Source organism: Pandoraea sp. CB10b_02, from assembly GCF_002216225.1.
Lineage (GTDB): Bacteria > Pseudomonadota > Gammaproteobacteria > Burkholderiales > Burkholderiaceae > Pandoraea > Pandoraea nosoerga.
The window spans coordinates 12067-28655 of sequence record NZ_NJGW02000012.1 but is presented as its reverse complement, the minus strand read 5'-3'; the positions used below and the strand labels follow the sequence as shown (position 1 = coordinate 28655).

Genomic DNA, 16589 nt, shown 5'->3' with positions numbered 1-16589 from the left:
CATTACGCAGTTTTACTCAATGTGCCGAAGGCAGCCCGCATGCGAGAATTCCGCGATTAACATGTTAACTATAAGGAAGAGGCAGTCGTGATCAAAGGTATTTCCCGTTTCTTCACTCAGGTCGTGCATCGGTTTCTGCCCGATCCGCTCATCTTCGCAATCTTCCTCACCGTCATCACGTTCGCGCTCGCGCTGGGCTTCACGCCCAAGACGCCGGGCGAACTCGTGCTGCTCTGGGGCTCGGGCTTCTGGAATCTGCTCGCATTCTCGATGCAGATGGCAATGATTCTGGTGACCGGTCACGCGCTGGCCAGCTCCGCACCGATGAAACGTGCGATGGCCGCGCTGGCCGGCGCGGCGCGCTCCCCCGCGCAGGCCACGATGATGGTGGCGCTGCTCGCCGGTGTGGCGTGCGCCATCAACTGGGGCTTCGGCCTCGTGCTCGGCGCGATGTTCGCGCGCGAAGTCGCGCGCCGCGTCAGGGGCACCGACTATCGGCTGCTCGTCGCCTGCGCCTACATGGGCTTTCTCACGTGGCACGGCGGGCTCTCGGGCTCGGTGCCGCTCGTCGCCGCCACGCACGGCAATCCGATGGAAAAGGTAGTGGGCCTGATTCCGGTCTCGCAGACGCTGTTCACCGGCTATAACGCCTTCATCACGATTGGCCTGATCGTGATGCTGCCGCTGCTCGCGCGCGCGATGATGCCGCGCCCGAACGAGGTCGTCTCGATCGACCCGAAGCTGCTCGTCGACGAGCCGACGCACGAGCGCGTGCTCGGCCCCGACGCGACGATCGCCGAGAAGCTCGAGGAAAGCCGCCTGCTCTCGCTGCTGGTGTTCGCGCTCATCGCCGCCTACCTCGTGATTCGCACGCTCACGAAAGGCTTCACGCTCGACATCGACACCGTGAACCTCGCGTTCCTCGGTATCGGCATCTTGCTGCACCGCACGCCGATGGCCTATGCTCGCGCCGTCGCGAACGCCGCGCGCGGTGCATCCGGCATCATGATCCAGTTCCCCTTCTATGCCGGCATCCAGGCGACGATGGACCACTCGGGCCTCGCGGGCGTCATCACGAACTGGTTCATCGAAATCGCCAACGTGCATACGTTCCCGCTGCTCGCCTTCCTCAGCTCGGCCGTGATCAACTTCGCCGTGCCCTCGGGCGGCGGCCACTGGGTGGTGCAGGGCCCCTTCGTCATGCCTGCCGCACAGGCGCTCGGCGCCGACATGGGCAAGGCCGCCATGGCCATCGCCTACGGCGAAGCCTGGACGAACATGGCGCAGCCGTTCTGGGCGCTGCCGGCGCTGGCGATTGCCGGCCTCGGCGTGCGCGACATCATGGGCTATTGCGTGACGGCGCTGCTCTTCTCGGGGGTGATCTTCGTGGCCGGGATGTACCTGTTCTGACGGCGCCCAGGGCCGCACGAAGAGGTTTCGCGCGGCCCGCCTGCACGGCGCGCCCGTATCGCTTGGTGATATGATTTTTGCCGACACCGACAAGACTCATCACTGATGCGATATCCCGAAACGATGTCCGACACGCTGGCAGTTGCCGTCACCGAAGCCGATCATGTCATGCGCCACTGGCAATACGATGTCGATGGCCAGATCCGGATTGGTTCGGAGTCCCATAAGCGCATGTTTTGCCACATGCTGCTCGAGTCGCATAATCCATACAAGCCTGCGATCATCGACTGGCCCGTGTTGCCGCCCGACGCGCTCAAGCGCCTGACAGCCCTGCCCATCTGGGACATCGCGGTGCAAACGGAAGGTCGCGCGTCGATTCGTGTCGCCACTTACGCCGCAACGGTGCAGGACCCGCTGTTGCGCAAGGCCATCGCCATGGACGCCGACGAAGAGGCCCGTCACAAGGTGGTCCTGTCCCGACTCGTCGAGGCGTATGGCATCGAGCTGGCCCCGGAGCCCGCCTACCCCGCTCCCAGGGACGCCGAATGGGCGTGGATGAAAACCGGCTTCAGCGAGTGCATCGACAGCTTCGTGGCCTTTGGCCTGTTCCGCTCGGCACAGCGTTCCGGCTACTTCCCCGAGGCGCTCGTGGAAACCTTCGAGCCGGTCATCCAGGAAGAAGCACGCCACATCCTGTTCTTTACCAACTGGGTCGCATGGCACCGCCATAATCTGCCGCGCTGGAAGCGGCCGTGGTTCTATGCGCGCGTCGTGGCCGTGTGGATCACGCTGGTGTGGGAGCGCCTGGCGATCGCGCGCGGCATTGACACCGACGGCGTGGCGCGAGACTCCAACTTCCTCGTAACGGGCACGGCGGACATCGGCGAGTCGCTCAAGCCGCGCGAACTGATCAAGCTGTGCCTGGAAGAAGATGCGCGCCGCATGGACGGCTACGACAAACGCCTGCTTCGTCCAACCTTCGTGCCGAAACTCGCGCGTCTCGCGCTGCGCTTCATGCGACGCTGAACCGCCTTGGCGCCTTGCCGTCTCGGCGCCTCACGGAACACGCACAAAAAAACCGCCCCGGACTCACGTTCGGGGCGGTTTTTCATGCGATCGGACGCCGGTGGCGTCCATCATCCGATCAGCTGCCTTGGCTCACGTCCAGCTCACCGGCAGCGCGAGCGCGGGCCAGTTCCTGCTTCACGTGCGCGCGCGACACGCTCGGGCCTTGCGAGGCGACGATCGGATAGTCGAGGTCGTTCTGCGCCATCAGGCCTTGCGCGCGCGCCTGCGCCAGTTCGGTCTTCACTTCGGCGCGGCTCTTCGCCGGCCCCGAAGCGACGTACACGGGATAGTCGGCGTCGCCGTGGGGGATCAGGCCTTGCGCGCGAGCCTGCGCCAGGCCGGAGAGCACGGCGGCACGGGTGAGCGGCTGACCCTGCGAGGCAACCTCGGGATAGCGGTTGCCGTTTTCCGCGGCGAAGCTGCCGGCGGCACCCAACGAAGCCACGGTTGCGATAAGCGCGACTCGGGCAACCCGGGCGATTGCGATGTTCTTGCGGTTCATTTTCCTGACTCCTGTCAAGTTGCGACGACTATGTTTTGAATTGCGCCGTCGATGGAAGGAAGTCTAGGACTGGCCGTTGCAATGAAAAACGCGATATTCGTCCACGAACTATTGCGTTTTTCGATGAGAATCGAAGTCCCTAATGAAAGCAGCAGAGGCGTGCATTCCGGGTACATTCCCCGGCGGCATTCCGGAGCGTGAGAACGCCGCGGCGCGCCGGTGCAACGACGCGCCGCGGCATGGACGGAACGCCCGTTGGCGCGCAGGCCCGTTCAGTCGACGAGCGATGCGCCCAGAGCGTCGAGCAGGAAGTTCGAGCCGCGCTCGCGCGAGCCGGCGTCGTCGTAGCCATCGAAGAAGGCTCCCTGCTCGGTCATGATGACGTGCGTGCCGCCATCGCGCGGCTTGAGTTCGAACGTTGCCAGCGACGCCGAGATCTTGCGCTCGTCCAGGTGCATTTCGTATGCGTAGACAACCCGCGCGTCGGGGACGACGTCGAAGTACACCGCGTCGAACGTCGACACCATGCCGCTCGTCCAGCGCGCGCGGGCCCGCTCTCTTCCGCCGGGCCGCACATCCATCGACCGCTCGATCAGCGTGAGGCCGTCGCCGCGCGCGAACCAGCGATCCTTGGCTTCACGCTCGGTCAGCGCGCGGAACACCCGCGACGGCGAAGCCGGATACTGGCGCTCGATCCGGAAGCTGCCGTGCACCACGCTTCGCTGCGAGGGCGCGTCAAGCTCGCGCAGCACCTCGCGACCGAGCTTGTCGAGCGTCTGCTTCCAGCCTTCGCTGGCGCCTTCGGGCATCCAGGCGTAGGCGGGGTCGTGAACGGTATAGCGTTGCTCGACTTCCAACCGGGTGCCGTCGCCGGCGTCGGCGAACGTCGCCGTCGTCAACGCGCCGAACAGCGCGTGTCCTTTCACGTCGCTGACGTTCATCTCGATCACGAGCCGTTTGAGCTCGTCGATCTCGACGAAGCGGCCGCGAATCCAGTGCGACTCGCCTTCGGGCGACTGCATGCGCAGCTCGAACACACCGCCCTCGCGGGGCTCGACCGTGGCTTCGGGCACGGTATAGCCGAGCGGACAGAACCAGCGCTTGACGGCGTCCGTCGTCGTCCACGCACGAAATACGGTCTCGCGCCTGGCAGGGTATGTCCGGCCGATGCTCAACGGGCGCGGCGAGCCGCCGGCCTTTGCTTCACTTGTCGTCCTCATGAACCTCTCCTTCGGGCGGCAGGCTGGCCAGATACTCGCCCAATCGGTCGAGATGGCCCTCCCACTCGTGACGGCGCTGGTTGATCCATCGCTCTGCGAGGCTCAGCGCCTGGGGTTCGATCCGGCACGTGCGCACACGGCCGGTCTTTTCGGTACGCACCAGCCCGGCGCTCTCCAGCACGGACAGGTGCTGCATGACCGCCTGCAACGACATCGACAGCGGCTGCGCGAGCGCACTCACGGACGCAGGCCCCTGCGCGAGCCGCACGAGCATCGCGCGGCGCGACGTGTCAGCCAGTGCCTGGAAGGTCAGATCGAGGGCGTCGTCATGGTCAAGCATGTACTTGAGTATATAGATTCGAAAAAGTAAAGCAAGGACTTTAGTATCAGGAGCCTCAGGTGACGATGTGGTGGTCGTGCGGCCGCACCTGGGCCGTGTGCTGGCGATGGAGGATTTCGCGCAGCGACTGCTCGATGGTTTCCGTCATGGCGTCGAGCGCGAGGTCGTTGGCTTCCATGCCGAACGGCTCCTCGATCTCGGCGCTTACCGCTTCGAGCGCGAAGAACGTGTACGAAATGAAGGCGACGATCACCGGCGTCATCGGGCCGATGGAGTCGACCAGTCCGAACGGCAGCAGCACGCTGTAGAGATACGTCACTCGATGCAGGATCACGCCATACGTGAACGGAATCGGCGTGGTCGCGATCCGCTCACAGCCGCCGATGGCCTCGCCCATACGATCGAGGTGCATCTCCATGACCTGCGCGAGCGGCGCGTCGATCTGGCCCTCGAGCCGCCGCTCGCGCAGCCATTCGCCGGCAAGCAGCAGCAGCGCGATCGGCTTGAACCGCTTGCGCGCGAGGCACGCCACGTCCTCGGGCGAAAGCAAGCGCTCGAAGTCGGCGCGGGCGTCGGTGCCTCGCAGTTGATGACGCATGCCGTGCACGAACGCAATCAGGTACGCGACGAAGCGTGGCGAATCGGACGTGTCGGCGATCAACGTCATCGACTGACGCGCCAGCGCCCGCGTCTCGTTTAGCACGCTGCCCCAGAGCACGCGCGCTTCCCAATAGCGGGCATAGCTCGTGGTATTGCGAAAGCCGAGAAAGATCGCGAGCGTGATGCCGATGAGCGAGAACGGCACGAACGTGAGCGGAATCTTCCATTCGAAGATGCGCCCGTGCGCGACACTCACGAGAATCGAAATGATCGTGGTGAAGATGAGCTGCGGGGCGATCTTGGGCAGGATCGAGCCGCGCACGACGAAAAGCATGCGCAGCCAGTGCAGATTAGGGCGGACGATCATGATGACGAGAGGCTCGCGAAGCAAGCGAAGACAGGCCGTTGGCGGGAGCCGCGACCCGCGCCGTTGCGCCGCGATGATACGCCCATATCGACGGGTTTGAAATGGCCGCGGCCAATGTCGTGCGCCACCGCGCACTGCCGAATGCCGCCGACCGCCACCCAATGCCGCCGCCCCGCCCTGCGGAGCTCGACTGAACGAAACGCCCGTGGGCCGCGAGGCCGACGGGCGTGCGCCCTTCCTTCCTTCGCGAAGACCCGCGCGGCCTACTTCACTTCGAGCGCCTGCGCGAGCGTGACCGGGTCCTGGAAGATGCTCGAGAAGTCGAGCGCGCCGTGTCCGTTGGCGCGATGCACTTCGAAGATACGCCGTGCCAGATCGCCGAGCGGCGTGGCGACGTCGCTCGCCTGTGCCGCCCCGTGCGCGAGGCGCAGGTCCTTGGCCATCAGATCGGTGGCGAAGCCGCCGGTGTAACCGCGCGAGGACGCCGCGTTCTCCATCACGCCCGGGCACGGATTGTAGACTTCGAGCGTCCAGTTGCGCCCCGAGCTCTGCTGCATGACCGCCGAGAGCACCTTCGGATCGAGACCGTTGGCGATGCCCAGGCGCAAGGCTTCGCTCGTGCCCGCCATCAGGATGCCCAGCAGCATGTTGTTGCAAAGCTTGAGCGTCTGCCCCGCGCCGAGCGGACCACCGTGGTGAATGGCCCGGCCCATGCTGCCCAGCAGAGGCCGCATGCGCTCGACGAGCGCGGCGTCACCGCCAACCATGAACGTGAGCGTGCCGGCCGCCGCGCCGGCCGTGCCGCCCGAGACCGGCGCGTCGAGCAGCAGCGTGCCCGGCCGTGCGAGCGTGGCGATCTGGCGCGGAATCTCCGGCGGCACCGTGCTGCTGTCGATCAGCACAGCGTCGGCCGGCGCGTTGGCGAGCACGCCCGCCTCGCCGCTGTACGCCGTCAGCACGTGCTCGCCGGCCGGCAGCATCGTGATGACGACCTGCGCGTCGCGCACGGCGTCGGCGATCGATGCGCAGACCGTGCCGCCGGCACAGGCGAGCCGCTCGAGCGCGGCGGCGGACAGGTCGAAGCCGCGCACCGCATGCCCGGCACGAACCAGATTGGCCGCCATCGGGCCGCCCATGTTGCCCAGGCCAATGAACGCGACGCGCAGGGCGCCTTGTTGTGTTTCACTTGCCATCGTCTGTCTCCCGAGAAGGCGCGTTACTTCAGCGTGATCGTCGTGTTCACGCCGGCAGGCCCGGTGCCGCGCGCTTGCCAACGCGCGGTGACGGTCTTGGTCTGCGTCCAGAAGAGGATCGCCTGCTTGCCGTTCGGGCCGAGGTCACCGAGCTTCGACGCGCGCGAGCCCGTGAAGCTGAACCATGCCACCGGCACCGGAATCGGCAAGTTGATGCCGACCTGGCCGACGTCGATCTCGTTCTGGAACTGACGCGCGGCGCCGCCGTCCTGCGTGAACAGCGCCACGCCGTTGCCGTTCGGGTTGGCGTTGACGAAGGCAATCGCCTCCTCGAGCGTGTCGACGCCCGTCATGCACAACACCGGTCCGAAGATCTCTTCGCGGTAGATCGACATGTCGGCCGTCACGCCGTCGAAAATCGTCGGACCGACGAAATTGCCTTCCGGCGCTTCCTTCACCGCATGGCCGCGACCGTCGAGCAACAGCTTCGCGCCCTCCTCCACGCCGGCGCCGATGAGCTTCTCGATGCGCGCGCGCGCCTGCTTCGACACCACCGGCCCCAGATCGGCCTTGCGATCCGTACCCGGGCCGACCTTCAACGCACGGGCGCGCTCCACGAGCTCCGGCACCCACTCGCGCGCCTCGCCCACGAGCACCGCGACGGACGTGGCCATGCACCGCTGCCCAGCCGCGCCGAACGCCGCGCCCAGCAGATGGTTGATGGCCTGCTCGCGGTCCGCGTCCGGCAGGATCACGCAGTGGTTCTTCGCGCCCATCATGGCCTGACAGCGCTTGCCGGCATCCGACGCGCGACGATAGATGTGCGTGCCGACGTGCGTCGATCCGATGAACGAGATGGCCTTGATATCGGGGTGATCGCAGATGGCATTCGCAATGTCGGGGCCGCCGTGCACGACGTTGAGCACGCCAGGCGGCAGGCCGGCCTCGAGCGCCAGCTCGGCCAGACGCAGCGACGCGCTCGGGTCCTGCTCCGACGGCTTGAGCACGAACGTGTTACCGGTGGCGACCGCCAGTGGAAACATGAAGCACGGCAGCATCACCGGGAAGTTGAACGCGGTGATGCCCGCGCACACGCCGAGCGGCTCGATGAGCGTGTACACGTCCACGCCGCCCGCGGCGTTCTGCGCATACTCGCCCAGTTGCAACGACGCGATCGAGCAGGCGTGCTCCACGACTTCGAGGCCGCGTCCGACTTCGCCCTCGGCATCGGGCAGCGTCTTGCCGTGTTCGCGGGTGATCAGTTCAGCCAGTTCGCCCGTGTGATCGCGCAGCAGTTGCTGAAAGCGCAGCATCACGCGCATGCGGTTCGCCTGTGACGTGTTGCGCCACGTCTTGTAGGCGGCCTTCGCCGAGGCCACGGCGGCGTCGAGCTCGTCGGTCGTGGCGAACGGCACGCGCGCGACCACTTCCTGAGTGGCCGGATTGACGACGTCGCGCCACTGCGTCGACTTCGACTCGACGCGTTTGCCGTCGATGAGCAGCGGAATGGTGGGTAGGGACATGACACGCTCTCCTGATCGAACGAATACGGGGATTCGGGGTTGTCGGTAATCGGTTTCGCTGGGTGGCGGTGCCGCCCGCCCGGGGGGAGCAAAGGCAGGCGGCGGCGCCGGCACTTCAAAGATAGGCAATCGGCGCGAGCCCTGCTGCCGCGCTCACTTCGGCCGCGCTCACTTCGGCCGCGTTCACTTCGACCGCACTCCTCACTTCGCCGCCGCACTCGTCTTCACGAGCGCGCAGGTGGACTTCGAGAGCGGCTGGAACGCTTCGGTCGCCGGCACCGTGCCGACCTTGGTGTAGTAGTCCCACGGGCCCTTGGACTCGGCCGGCGACTTCACGCGGAACAGATACATGTCGTGAATCACGCGACCGTCGGGGCGGATCGAGGCGTTGTGCATGATCGGATCGCGAATCGGCATTTCGCGCATCTTTTGTGCGACGGTCCTGGCATCGACGCTCTTGGTCGCCGCCACGGCGCGCAGGTAATGCAGCACGCTCGAATACACGCCGGCCTGTACCATCGTCGGCTTCAGGTCCTTGTACTTCTTCTGGAAGCGGGCCGACCAGGCGCGCGAGGCGTCGTCGTAGTCCCAATAAAAGCCGTCCGTGAACATCAGGCCCTGAGCCGTGTTCAGCCCGAGCGCATGGACGTCGGAGAGGAACACCAGCAAGGCGGCAAGCTTCTGGCCGCGCTGCACGATGCCGAATTCGCGCGCCTGCTTGAGCACGTTCACGGTGTCCTGACCGCCGTTGGCGAGCGCCACGACCTGCGCCTTCGAGCTTTGCGCCTGCAGCAGGAACGACGCGTAGTCAGACGCATTGAGCGGATGGCGCGACTGCCCGACCACCGTGCCGCCAAGCGCCTTCACGTTATCGGCGGCGTCCTTCTCCAGCGAATGGCCGAAGGCGTAGTCCACGGTGATGAAGTACCACGACTTGCCGCCGTTCGCGACAATGGCGCGCGCCGTGGCGGCGGATTGCGAATACGTGTCGAACATCCAGTGAAAGCCGGTCGGGGAGCAGTCTTCGTTGGTCAGACGCGTGGTCGCGGGGCCGGAGAACAGTGCGATCTTCTGCTTGTCCATGGCCAGCTTCTGCACGGCGAGCGCCGCCGCGGAGTTGGTCAGGTCGGCGATTGCGTCGACGTTGTCGCGATCGAACCACTCGCGCGCCTTGTTGGCGGCGACGTCGGCCTTGTTCTGGTTGTCGGCCGAGACCAGCTCGATCTTCATGCCCTTGCACTCGGCGGCCAGGCAGTCGTCGATGGCCATCTGCGCCGCGACGACCGAGCCCGCACCGCCCATCGCCGAATACGTCCCCGACATGTCCGTGAGCACCGCCACCTTCACCGGACGATCCGGCAACTGCGCCATGCCGCTTGCCGACATCACCCCCAAGCCCGCGCCGAGTCCCAGCGCGAGCAGCCACGGCTTGATCTTCATCGCTTTGTCTCCTTCAGGTCCTTTCAGGTCTCTTATGCTTTCGTCGCCATCGTCTATGCGCGGCGCTCATAAATTGTATTTGTGCGAATTTGCTTTACATAGCGCAAATGTGCATCTAATTTGTGCACAAATGCACATAGGAGACCGGGCGATGACCCGCAAGACAACAACGCGGCCGGCGAGCGCGATGGGCGCGGCCGGCAGTTCGAACGGCCTGGGCGCCGAGCCGCGCCCGGACTGGGACGACCTTCGCTACTTTCTCGAAGTGGCGCGCACGCAGCGCGTGAGTGCGGCGTCGCAGCGGCTCGGCGTGGACCACACGACCGTCTCACGGCGCGTGCGCGCGCTGGAGCAGGCGCTCGGCACGCTGCTCTTCGACAAGTCTCGCAACGCGGGTTACGCGCTCACGCCCGAGGGCCAGCAACTGCTCGTCCATGCCGAGCAGATGGAGAGCACGCTGCAGTCCGCCTGCGAACAGGTCGCCGGGCTGGGGCAGACGCTTTCCGGCCACGTTCGCATCGGCTCGACGGAGGCCTTCGGCACTTATTTCGTCACGCCGGTGCTCTCGCGTTTTCAGCGGGAGTACCCCGCCATCGACTTCGACGTGCTTCCCGTGCCGCGCTTCGTGAGTCTGTCCAAGCGCGAGGCCGATCTGGCCATCACCATCGAGCGCCCGCAGCGCGGCCCATACGTGTGCAGCAAGCTGTGCGACTATCGCCTGCAGCTCTACGCCACGCCGGGCTATCTCGCGCAGTACGGTGACGTGCGCGCGTTCGCCGATCTCGCCGGGCGGCGCTTCATCAGCTATGTGGACGAGCTTTCGTTCAGCAACGAGCTGCGGTATCTGGAAGACGTGGTACCCGGCTGCGACGTGGTGCTGCGCAGCACGAGCGTTATCGCGCAATACCAGGCCGCGCTGCAGGGCGAAGCGCTCGCGATCCTGCCGTGCTTCATGGCCGCGCAGGACCCCCGCCTCGTGCCGCTGCTCGCCGACGAGGTGGTCGTCACGCGCAGCTTCTGGATCTACTGCCACGAAGAGCTGCGCACGCTCAAGCGAATAACGGTGCTGTGGGATTACCTGCGCGACGCCGCCCAACGCAACGACGCGCTGCTGCAAGGCCGCGCCGGGCAGCTGACGTGGGACTGATCAGCGAATCTTGCGCTGCTCGTTGTCGATGACGGTGGGAATCGCCGCGCGCATCGCCTCGATGAACCGTCGCAGGCGCGCGGGATAGTACTTCGCGTATGGGTAGATGATGTACATCGGCAACGCCGTCGTGCGCCATTGCGGGACAAGCTGGACCAGCCGGCCCTGCGCAACGTCCTCCGCCATCACCCACGACGAGCAGACGCCAACGCCCAGACCTCGCAATGCGGCACTGCGCAATGCATACAGGTTGTCGGTACTCATGCGTGGATCGAATGTCACGCGCACGGTTTCGTGTGTCGTCTGGTGCGTGAGCGTGATCTCGTTGCGATAGAAGGTAGTGAGCGAGAGCCACGGCAGCGAGGCCAGCTCGGACGGATGCTCCGGCGCCGCCCTGCCAGCCAGCAGCGCCGGCGACGCCGCCACGATACGCGGCACGTCGGTAAGGGAGATCGCCACGTTGGCGCCATCGCGCAATTCGCCCACGTGGATGGCACAGTCGATGCCTTCGGCAATGAAGTCGGGCTCCCGGTCCTGAAGGAACCAGTGGACCTTCATGCCGGTATAGCGTTCCAGAAAATCCGCGAGCGGCCCGATCAGCATTTCCTGCCCGAAGGCGTGCGGGGCGAGCACGCGCAGCGTGCCTTCGGGGTCGTCGCCCGTGCCGCGCAGGTCCGCTTCGAAGGCTTCCCAGTTCGTCACCAGTTCCTTCGCGCGCGCAAAGCAACGTTCGCCGTCCTCGGTGAGTTTCATGTGGTGCGTGGAACGTTGCAGCAGGCGCAGCCCGAGCGAGCGTTCGAGCATCTGCAGACGCCGGCTGACGGTGGGCTGCGTGGTGCCCAGCAGCGCCGCGGCCGCCGAGAGGCTGCCCGCCTCCACGATGCGCACGAACGTCTGCATCAGCTCGACGCGATCGGCGCCGGCGCCGCGGACGGTGCCGGCTTCCCGGCTGTCCGGGACGTCCACGGATACGGCCAGAGGGCGGCGATGAGGATCTGTCATACGTCTCACGTATAAAGGTTGTACGGATTATAGGTCTACCGCTGCACCGCACCAAGCGAGACACTACGCCCCGTACTTTCCTATTGGAGCCTCCCGCATGAGTTCCGCTCAGCTTTCCACCGCCGGTCAGGCCGCAACGCGGCCGCAGCCGGCGCTTTCCGCCCGTCTGATCCTGCTGCTCGCCACCGGCACGGGACTGACCGTGGCGTCGCTGTACTACGCCCAACCGATGCTCGGCATCATGACCGACGACATCCATGCGGCCAATACGACTGTCGGCTGGGTGCCGACGCTCACCCAGCTCGGCTACGCGCTGGGCATCCTGTTGCTGGTGCCGCTGGGCGACATCATCGACCGCCGTCGCATCGTGCTGGTCAAGGGCGCGATTCTGACACTCGCGCTGCTCGTTGCCGCCGTCTCTCCGGGGATCGGCACATTGCTCGTCGCGAGCCTGGCGATCGGACTGACCGCGACGATGGCGCAGGACATCGTGCCGGCAGCGGCGTCGATCGCACCGGAGTCGATTCGCGGACGTGTCGTCGGCACCGTGATGACCGGCCTGCTGCTGGGCATTCTGCTCTCGCGGGTGGTGTCGGGCTTTGTCGCGGAGAACTTCGGTTGGCGCGCGATGTATGTCGTCGCCGCAGTCAGCGTGGCCGCGTTCGGCGTGGTGGCATGGCGCAGCCTGCCTTCGTTCCATCCCACCACACAGATGAGCTACGGCCAGTTGATCGGCTCGATCGCGAGCCTGTGGAAGCGCCACCCGGCCTTGCGTCGTGCGGCATTCGCGCAGGGACTGCTGTCGGTGGGTTTTAGCGCGTTCTGGTCCACGCTGGCGGTGATGCTGCACGAAGCGCCGTTCCACCTTGGCGCGGCCGCTGCCGGGGCCTTTGGCCTGGCGGGTGCGGCCGGTGCGCTCGGCGCGCCGCTGGCCGGGCGTATCGCCGATCGCAAGGGTCCGCAGATCGTGACGCGTCTCGGCGCCGGCCTGGTTGCGGTCTCGTTTGCCGCGATGCTGCTCGCGCCGATGCTCGGCGCCCGTGCGCAGTTGTGGCTCATCGGGCTGGCCGCCATTGGCTTCGACCTGGGCGTGCAGGTGGCGCTGGTGTCGCACCAGACCATCGTCTACGGCATCGAGCCGGCCGCTCGCAGCCGCCTGAATGCCGTGCTCTTCGTCGGCGTGTTCATCGGCATGTCGATCGGAGCATTGCTCGGCGCGCAGGCCCTGGCGCACTGGGGCTGGACGGGCGTCGCGTCGCTCGCCACGCTGGCCGCGCTGGGCGCGCTCACCGTGCGGATGTGGCCCGGTACGAGCGCCGCGCACTGATAGCCGCTTCGGCGCGCGGACAAGAAGCCGCCTCCCTCGGGAGGCGGCCATTTTTTTGCCCGACGTGCCGCGACGCTCAGTTGGCCGACTTCGCCGCCCCCTCCTGCGCGCGCTCGAACAGTTCTTGGGCGTCGATGCCATCGAGCGAGAGGCCAAAGCGCTCGCTCAGCACCTGCGCGAGTTGCGCGGCCGAGGCAATCCCGGTCTCGGCGACGATCTCTCCATGCGGTGAGCGCTCGATCAGCCGCGTGTCGAGCAGCGCGATGCGTCCTTGCGGCAGCACGCGGCAGGCCATCAGGTGCTGCCGGAAAATCGACTCGGGCGCGCTCGACGTGTACCAGTTGCCCAGCTTGTAGTCGATCCACTCGGCAGGGCGCGGCGTGAAGCGATAGACCGGCAGCCACTTTCCGGACGACTGCACGCTCAGACGGTACTCGCTCACGGGCGCGTCGTCCCCGGTGCGCACGGTGTCGAGCTGCAGCGTCTCGAGCGCGGTCGACTGTGGTTGCGTCGAGTGCAGGCGCAGTGGGGAAGTCAGCGTGACCGAGCCGAAGCCGACGTCGACCAGCCACGCCTGGCCGTCGAGGTCGACGCGCAGCAGCATGTGCGTGAGCGGCGCTTCAGCGTCGAAGGTTCGCCCCCATGCCACGCGGCCGATGAGCGGCGTCACCCGAAAGCCGAGATGCGCGAGGACGTTCGCAAACAGTGTGTTGTGCTCGAAGCAGTAGCCGCCGCGCTCCCGGTCCACCAGCTTGGCCGCGACCGAGGGCAGATCGACCTCGACCGGGCGGCCCCGGATCGGGTCGAGATTCTCGAACGGGATGGCGCGCGGGTGGAGTGCGTGCACGGCGCGCAGGACGTCGAGCGTCGCGGCACGCGGGCCGGTGTAGCCGATGCGCTGAAAATAGCGCTCCGGATCGAAGGGACGGGACATGGCGGGCAGCCTTTCACGGAGTGCGGACATACGCAGAGCCCATACGTTAGCGCATTAGCGCGATGCGCGGGCAAAGCCCCGCGGCTGCCCGCGGGATTGCCGCACGGCGTCCGGCGGGCGAAGGCGGCCGGGGCAAGGCCCCAAGACTGGCGGCAGGCGCACACACGCGCACACACGCGCACACTCACCGCATCGTTACGCCGTTGCGCAGCCTGCGGCATGCGGTGGCGATCAGTCCTCGGCTTCGCAGAAACGAATGTGGTTGTTGAACGGATCGGTCACCGTCATCTGCTTGCCCCAGTCGAGTTCTTCGATGCCGGGGTTCATGTTCGGGTAACGCTTGCCGCTCAGCTCGCGCTGATAAGCCTCCACGCCGCGCATGTACACGAACGTCGTGGCGCCCGGGCTGGCGTCGCCGAAATGGCCGGACAGATGCAGTGTCATGCCGGCGCGCGAAACCTGGCAATACAGCGGTAGACCATCGGCGAAGCGATGCTCCCAGTCGAGCTGGAAGCCGAGAAAGTCCACGTAGAATTCGCGCGCCTTGGCTTCGTCGAAGATGCGGTGAATTGGCGCGACGGTGTCGAACGCGATGCCGTCGTTCGCCGCGCAGGCGAGTTTTGCGGCGAGCACGTTCCAGTCCGCAAAGCCGAACTGCGCGGCTACGGACTCGAGTGCCTGTGCATGAGAGATGCCGATACCCTCGCGCGCGAGACGTTCGCGCAGGGATTTGGCCATGATTTTGGCGTCGAGATAGGTTCGCATGTTTGCCATCCTTGGTTACGTTCGGCGACGACGGATACGATCAGTGCTCGCGTTGCTGATGCGCGTCGCCTGCTAAACGGGACGGACATGCGACCTGCGATGCTTTCACCGTGCCCGGCAAGCGGGTGCGAGCGGCAGGCAGCATCGGCCTTGGCCGCGATTCTAGCAGCAGGCGCGGCCGGCGCCGCGACACTGCGCGATACCGCCCGGACGCCCCAACGCGACGCCCCAATGCGATGCCCCAACGCGATGCCAAAATGCGATGGCTGCACGCCGAATTCCGCATTGGCCGCGGCCACCGCGCACCGGTATAGTGGCGCAGGCCGAACGGCGCTGCATGCGCCGCTTACCGTTCCGATGGAGTCCGCCTTTCATGATCGATGCCGAGCGCGTAATGCAGGCGCTGGCCGCGCGCCACATTAGCCCCGACGCCCGTCAACGCGACGCCCTGGCCGCCCTCTCTGCCCTTTCCGCGCTCTCTGCGCTCTCTGCCCTGGCCCGCCTGGGCGCTTCCAGCGGCAAATGCGACGGCGAACGCGACGGCGAACGCGGCGGCAACTACGGCGGCGTCTATTGCCACGGCTTGCCCGGACGCGGCAAGAGCCTCATCGTCGACACGGCGTTTGCCGTGGCGGCATGCGAGAAGCGTCGCGTGCATTTTCACGAATTCCTGCGCGACGTCCACCGTCAGCTCGTGCGCGAGCCGAAGTGCGACGATCGCCTTGCTGCCGTCTTCCATCGCTGGCTCAGTGGTGTCGAACTGCTCTGCTTCGACGAATTCCATGTGCACGACATCGCCGACGCTTTGCTCATCGGCCGCTTTCTCGACATCGCACTCTCGCGCGGCGTGCGGCTGGTGCTCACATCGAACTATGCGCCGCAGCAATTGCTGCCCGACCCCGAATTCCACGCGCGTTTCGAGCCGACGATCTCCGTGATCCTGCAACGCTTTGCCATCGTCCATTTCGACGGCGCCACCGACTATCGGACCGGCGGCGAGCCCGCGCAGCTACCGCGCTGGATCGCGCCGCTCGAACTCGCCCGTGAGGCGCTGCCCGAACACTATGCCGCGATCGAGGGCATGCCGGCGGGCGCCCCCACGGAGGTCTCGCTCGCCGGCCGCGCCCTGTGGGCACGCAGCGCGGGCGAGCGAGTGCTATGGGCCGACTTCGACGCGCTGTGTGTGGCACACCGCTCGCATCTCGACTACCTCGCGCTGGCGCAACGGTGGTCGGCGCTCATCGTCGACGAACTGCGTGTCGAGCGATTGCGGCGTCCTGATACGCTGCAGCGTTTTCTCTGGCTGGTGGACATCTGCTACGACCGTCAGTGCTCCTTGCTGATCGCCTCGGACGCGCCGCTCATCCCCGCCCTGGACGCGCTGAGCGATCGGCGCGATCTGTCGCGCACGATCAGCCGTCTCGCCGAGATGGGTTCGCGCGATTACGAACGCCGCACGCTCGTGCTCCCGCGCTGAGAACGCGGTTTGCCCCGCATCGCGATCCACCCGCCCTGTGCCAGAGCACCGAAATTCCGAAACCGGGTACATCCATGGCGCGCAAGCACGGCGAAGCGTTCGAACGGCTCGGACACGCAGGCGGTGGTGTCGCCGCCAAAATGCCCGCCCCACGTCGTTAATCCATTAAATAATTCCGGGCGGTTGCCGTTATGCCTCTAGCGGTTTGGCCGAAATTTGCAGACCGAAGGCGCTTTTTTACGTCAAACCCTCGCCACCGCGACGGATGTCGTCG

15 protein-coding genes are annotated in these 16589 nt (G+C 66.2%); 5 read left to right on the top strand and 10 right to left on the bottom strand.

Annotated features, from left to right (window positions below; all coding sequences use genetic code 11):
- Positions 1 to 87 precede the first annotated feature (87 nt).
- On the top strand, positions 88 to 1410 hold the full coding sequence (locus CDN36_RS14120) for a TIGR00366 family protein (protein ID WP_150554637.1): 1323 nt from the start codon (positions 88 to 90) through the stop codon (positions 1408 to 1410).
- 123 nt (positions 1411 to 1533) lie between these two features.
- Positions 1534 to 2436, top strand: coding sequence for a ferritin-like domain-containing protein (locus CDN36_RS14115; RefSeq protein WP_287497095.1), 903 nt, complete (start codon positions 1534 to 1536; stop codon positions 2434 to 2436).
- A gap of 118 nt (positions 2437 to 2554) precedes the next feature.
- Here the strand turns inward: CDN36_RS14115 and CDN36_RS14110 are convergent, their stop codons facing one another.
- The 7 genes from CDN36_RS14110 to CDN36_RS14080 all read right to left on the bottom strand — a co-directional run bounded on the left by CDN36_RS14110 (position 2555) and on the right by CDN36_RS14080 (position 9663).
- The gene (locus CDN36_RS14110; protein ID WP_150554638.1) at positions 2555 to 2980 is read right to left on the bottom strand and encodes a DUF4148 domain-containing protein; all 426 of its coding nucleotides are present in this window, start codon (positions 2978 to 2980) and stop codon (positions 2555 to 2557) included.
- A 272-nt stretch (positions 2981 to 3252) separates the two neighbouring features.
- Positions 3253 to 4200: an SRPBCC family protein gene (locus CDN36_RS14105; RefSeq protein WP_287497036.1), complete on the bottom strand. Its 948-nt coding sequence runs from the start codon at positions 4198 to 4200 to the stop codon at positions 3253 to 3255.
- Entirely contained in the window at positions 4184 to 4540 is a 357-nt protein-coding gene (locus CDN36_RS14100; protein ID WP_150554640.1) for an ArsR/SmtB family transcription factor, read from the bottom strand. The genes CDN36_RS14105 and CDN36_RS14100 overlap by 17 nt, the downstream gene beginning before the upstream one ends.
- 55 nt (positions 4541 to 4595) lie before the next feature.
- Entirely contained in the window at positions 4596 to 5507 is a 912-nt protein-coding gene (locus tag CDN36_RS14095; protein WP_287497035.1) for a bestrophin family protein, read from the bottom strand.
- A gap of 263 nt (positions 5508 to 5770) precedes the next feature.
- A complete protein-coding gene (gene mmsB, locus CDN36_RS14090; RefSeq protein ID WP_150554642.1) occupies positions 5771 to 6700 on the bottom strand; it encodes a 3-hydroxyisobutyrate dehydrogenase in 930 nt (309 codons plus the stop codon).
- Positions 6701 to 6723: 23 nt separating this feature from the next.
- Entirely contained in the window at positions 6724 to 8223 is a 1500-nt protein-coding gene (locus CDN36_RS14085) for a CoA-acylating methylmalonate-semialdehyde dehydrogenase (protein WP_287497034.1), read from the bottom strand.
- Positions 8224 to 8424: 201 nt separating this feature from the next.
- The gene (locus tag CDN36_RS14080; protein ID WP_502920365.1) at positions 8425 to 9663 is read right to left on the bottom strand and encodes an ABC transporter substrate-binding protein; all 1239 of its coding nucleotides are present in this window, start codon (positions 9661 to 9663) and stop codon (positions 8425 to 8427) included.
- 187 nt (positions 9664 to 9850) lie between these two features.
- Here CDN36_RS14080 and CDN36_RS14075 point away from each other — a divergent pair, with 187 nt between their 5' ends.
- Positions 9851 to 10810 carry a LysR family transcriptional regulator gene (locus CDN36_RS14075; protein ID WP_287497093.1) on the top strand — a complete coding sequence of 320 codons (960 nt, stop codon included), beginning with the start codon at positions 9851 to 9853 and terminating at the stop codon, positions 10808 to 10810.
- On the opposite strand, the gene CDN36_RS14070 is transcribed toward CDN36_RS14075, so the two are convergent.
- Positions 10811 to 11710, bottom strand: a complete 900-nt coding sequence (locus CDN36_RS14070; protein ID WP_287497092.1) for a LysR family transcriptional regulator — start codon at positions 11708 to 11710, stop codon at positions 10811 to 10813.
- Positions 11711 to 11909: 199 nt separating this feature from the next.
- On the opposite strand from CDN36_RS14070, the gene CDN36_RS14065 reads away from it, so the two are divergent.
- A complete protein-coding gene (locus tag CDN36_RS14065) occupies positions 11910 to 13139 on the top strand; it encodes an MFS transporter (RefSeq protein WP_287497033.1) in 1230 nt (409 codons plus the stop codon).
- Positions 13140 to 13215: 76 nt separating this feature from the next.
- Here the strand turns inward: CDN36_RS14065 and CDN36_RS14060 are convergent, their stop codons facing one another.
- Both CDN36_RS14060 and CDN36_RS14055 read right to left on the bottom strand, forming a co-directional pair.
- The gene (locus CDN36_RS14060) at positions 13216 to 14073 is read right to left on the bottom strand and encodes an arylamine N-acetyltransferase family protein (protein WP_287497032.1); all 858 of its coding nucleotides are present in this window, start codon (positions 14071 to 14073) and stop codon (positions 13216 to 13218) included.
- Positions 14074 to 14304: 231 nt separating this feature from the next.
- Positions 14305 to 14838: a glyoxalase superfamily protein gene (locus CDN36_RS14055; RefSeq protein ID WP_150554646.1), complete on the bottom strand. Its 534-nt coding sequence runs from the start codon at positions 14836 to 14838 to the stop codon at positions 14305 to 14307.
- Positions 14839 to 15211: 373 nt separating this feature from the next.
- Between CDN36_RS14055 and zapE the strand changes: the two genes are divergently transcribed.
- Complete coding sequence (gene zapE, locus CDN36_RS14045) at positions 15212 to 16315, top strand: cell division protein ZapE (RefSeq protein WP_287497031.1); 1104 nt, start codon at positions 15212 to 15214, stop codon at positions 16313 to 16315.
- Positions 16316 to 16589: the final 274 nt, after the last annotated feature.

What these genes read in the sequence shown, in the direction of transcription:
- CDN36_RS14115 (WP_287497095.1), top strand. Translation starts at nt 1,534, where the DNA reads ATGTCCGACACGCTGGCAGTTGCCGTCACCGAAGCCGATCATGTCATG.
- CDN36_RS14110 (WP_150554638.1), bottom strand. Translation starts at nt 2,980, where the DNA reads ATGAACCGCAAGAACATCGCAATCGCCCGGGTTGCCCGAGTCGCGCTT.
- CDN36_RS14105 (WP_287497036.1), bottom strand. Translation starts at nt 4,200, where the DNA reads ATGAGGACGACAAGTGAAGCAAAGGCCGGCGGCTCGCCGCGCCCGTTG.
- CDN36_RS14100 (WP_150554640.1), bottom strand. Translation starts at nt 4,540, where the DNA reads ATGCTTGACCATGACGACGCCCTCGATCTGACCTTCCAGGCACTGGCT.
- CDN36_RS14095 (WP_287497035.1), bottom strand. Translation starts at nt 5,507, where the DNA reads ATGATCGTCCGCCCTAATCTGCACTGGCTGCGCATGCTTTTCGTCGTG.
- mmsB (WP_150554642.1), bottom strand. Translation starts at nt 6,700, where the DNA reads ATGGCAAGTGAAACACAACAAGGCGCCCTGCGCGTCGCGTTCATTGGC.
- CDN36_RS14085 (WP_287497034.1), bottom strand. Translation starts at nt 8,223, where the DNA reads ATGTCCCTACCCACCATTCCGCTGCTCATCGACGGCAAACGCGTCGAG.
- CDN36_RS14080 (WP_502920365.1), bottom strand. Translation starts at nt 9,663, where the DNA reads ATGAAGATCAAGCCGTGGCTGCTCGCGCTGGGACTCGGCGCGGGCTTG.
- CDN36_RS14075 (WP_287497093.1), top strand. Translation starts at nt 9,851, where the DNA reads ATGGGCGCGGCCGGCAGTTCGAACGGCCTGGGCGCCGAGCCGCGCCCG.
- CDN36_RS14070 (WP_287497092.1), bottom strand. Translation starts at nt 11,710, where the DNA reads ATGCAGACGTTCGTGCGCATCGTGGAGGCGGGCAGCCTCTCGGCGGCC.
- CDN36_RS14065 (WP_287497033.1), top strand. Translation starts at nt 11,910, where the DNA reads ATGAGTTCCGCTCAGCTTTCCACCGCCGGTCAGGCCGCAACGCGGCCG.
- CDN36_RS14060 (WP_287497032.1), bottom strand. Translation starts at nt 14,073, where the DNA reads ATGTCCCGTCCCTTCGATCCGGAGCGCTATTTTCAGCGCATCGGCTAC.
- CDN36_RS14055 (WP_150554646.1), bottom strand. Translation starts at nt 14,838, where the DNA reads ATGCGAACCTATCTCGACGCCAAAATCATGGCCAAATCCCTGCGCGAA.
- zapE (WP_287497031.1), top strand. Translation starts at nt 15,212, where the DNA reads ATGATCGATGCCGAGCGCGTAATGCAGGCGCTGGCCGCGCGCCACATT.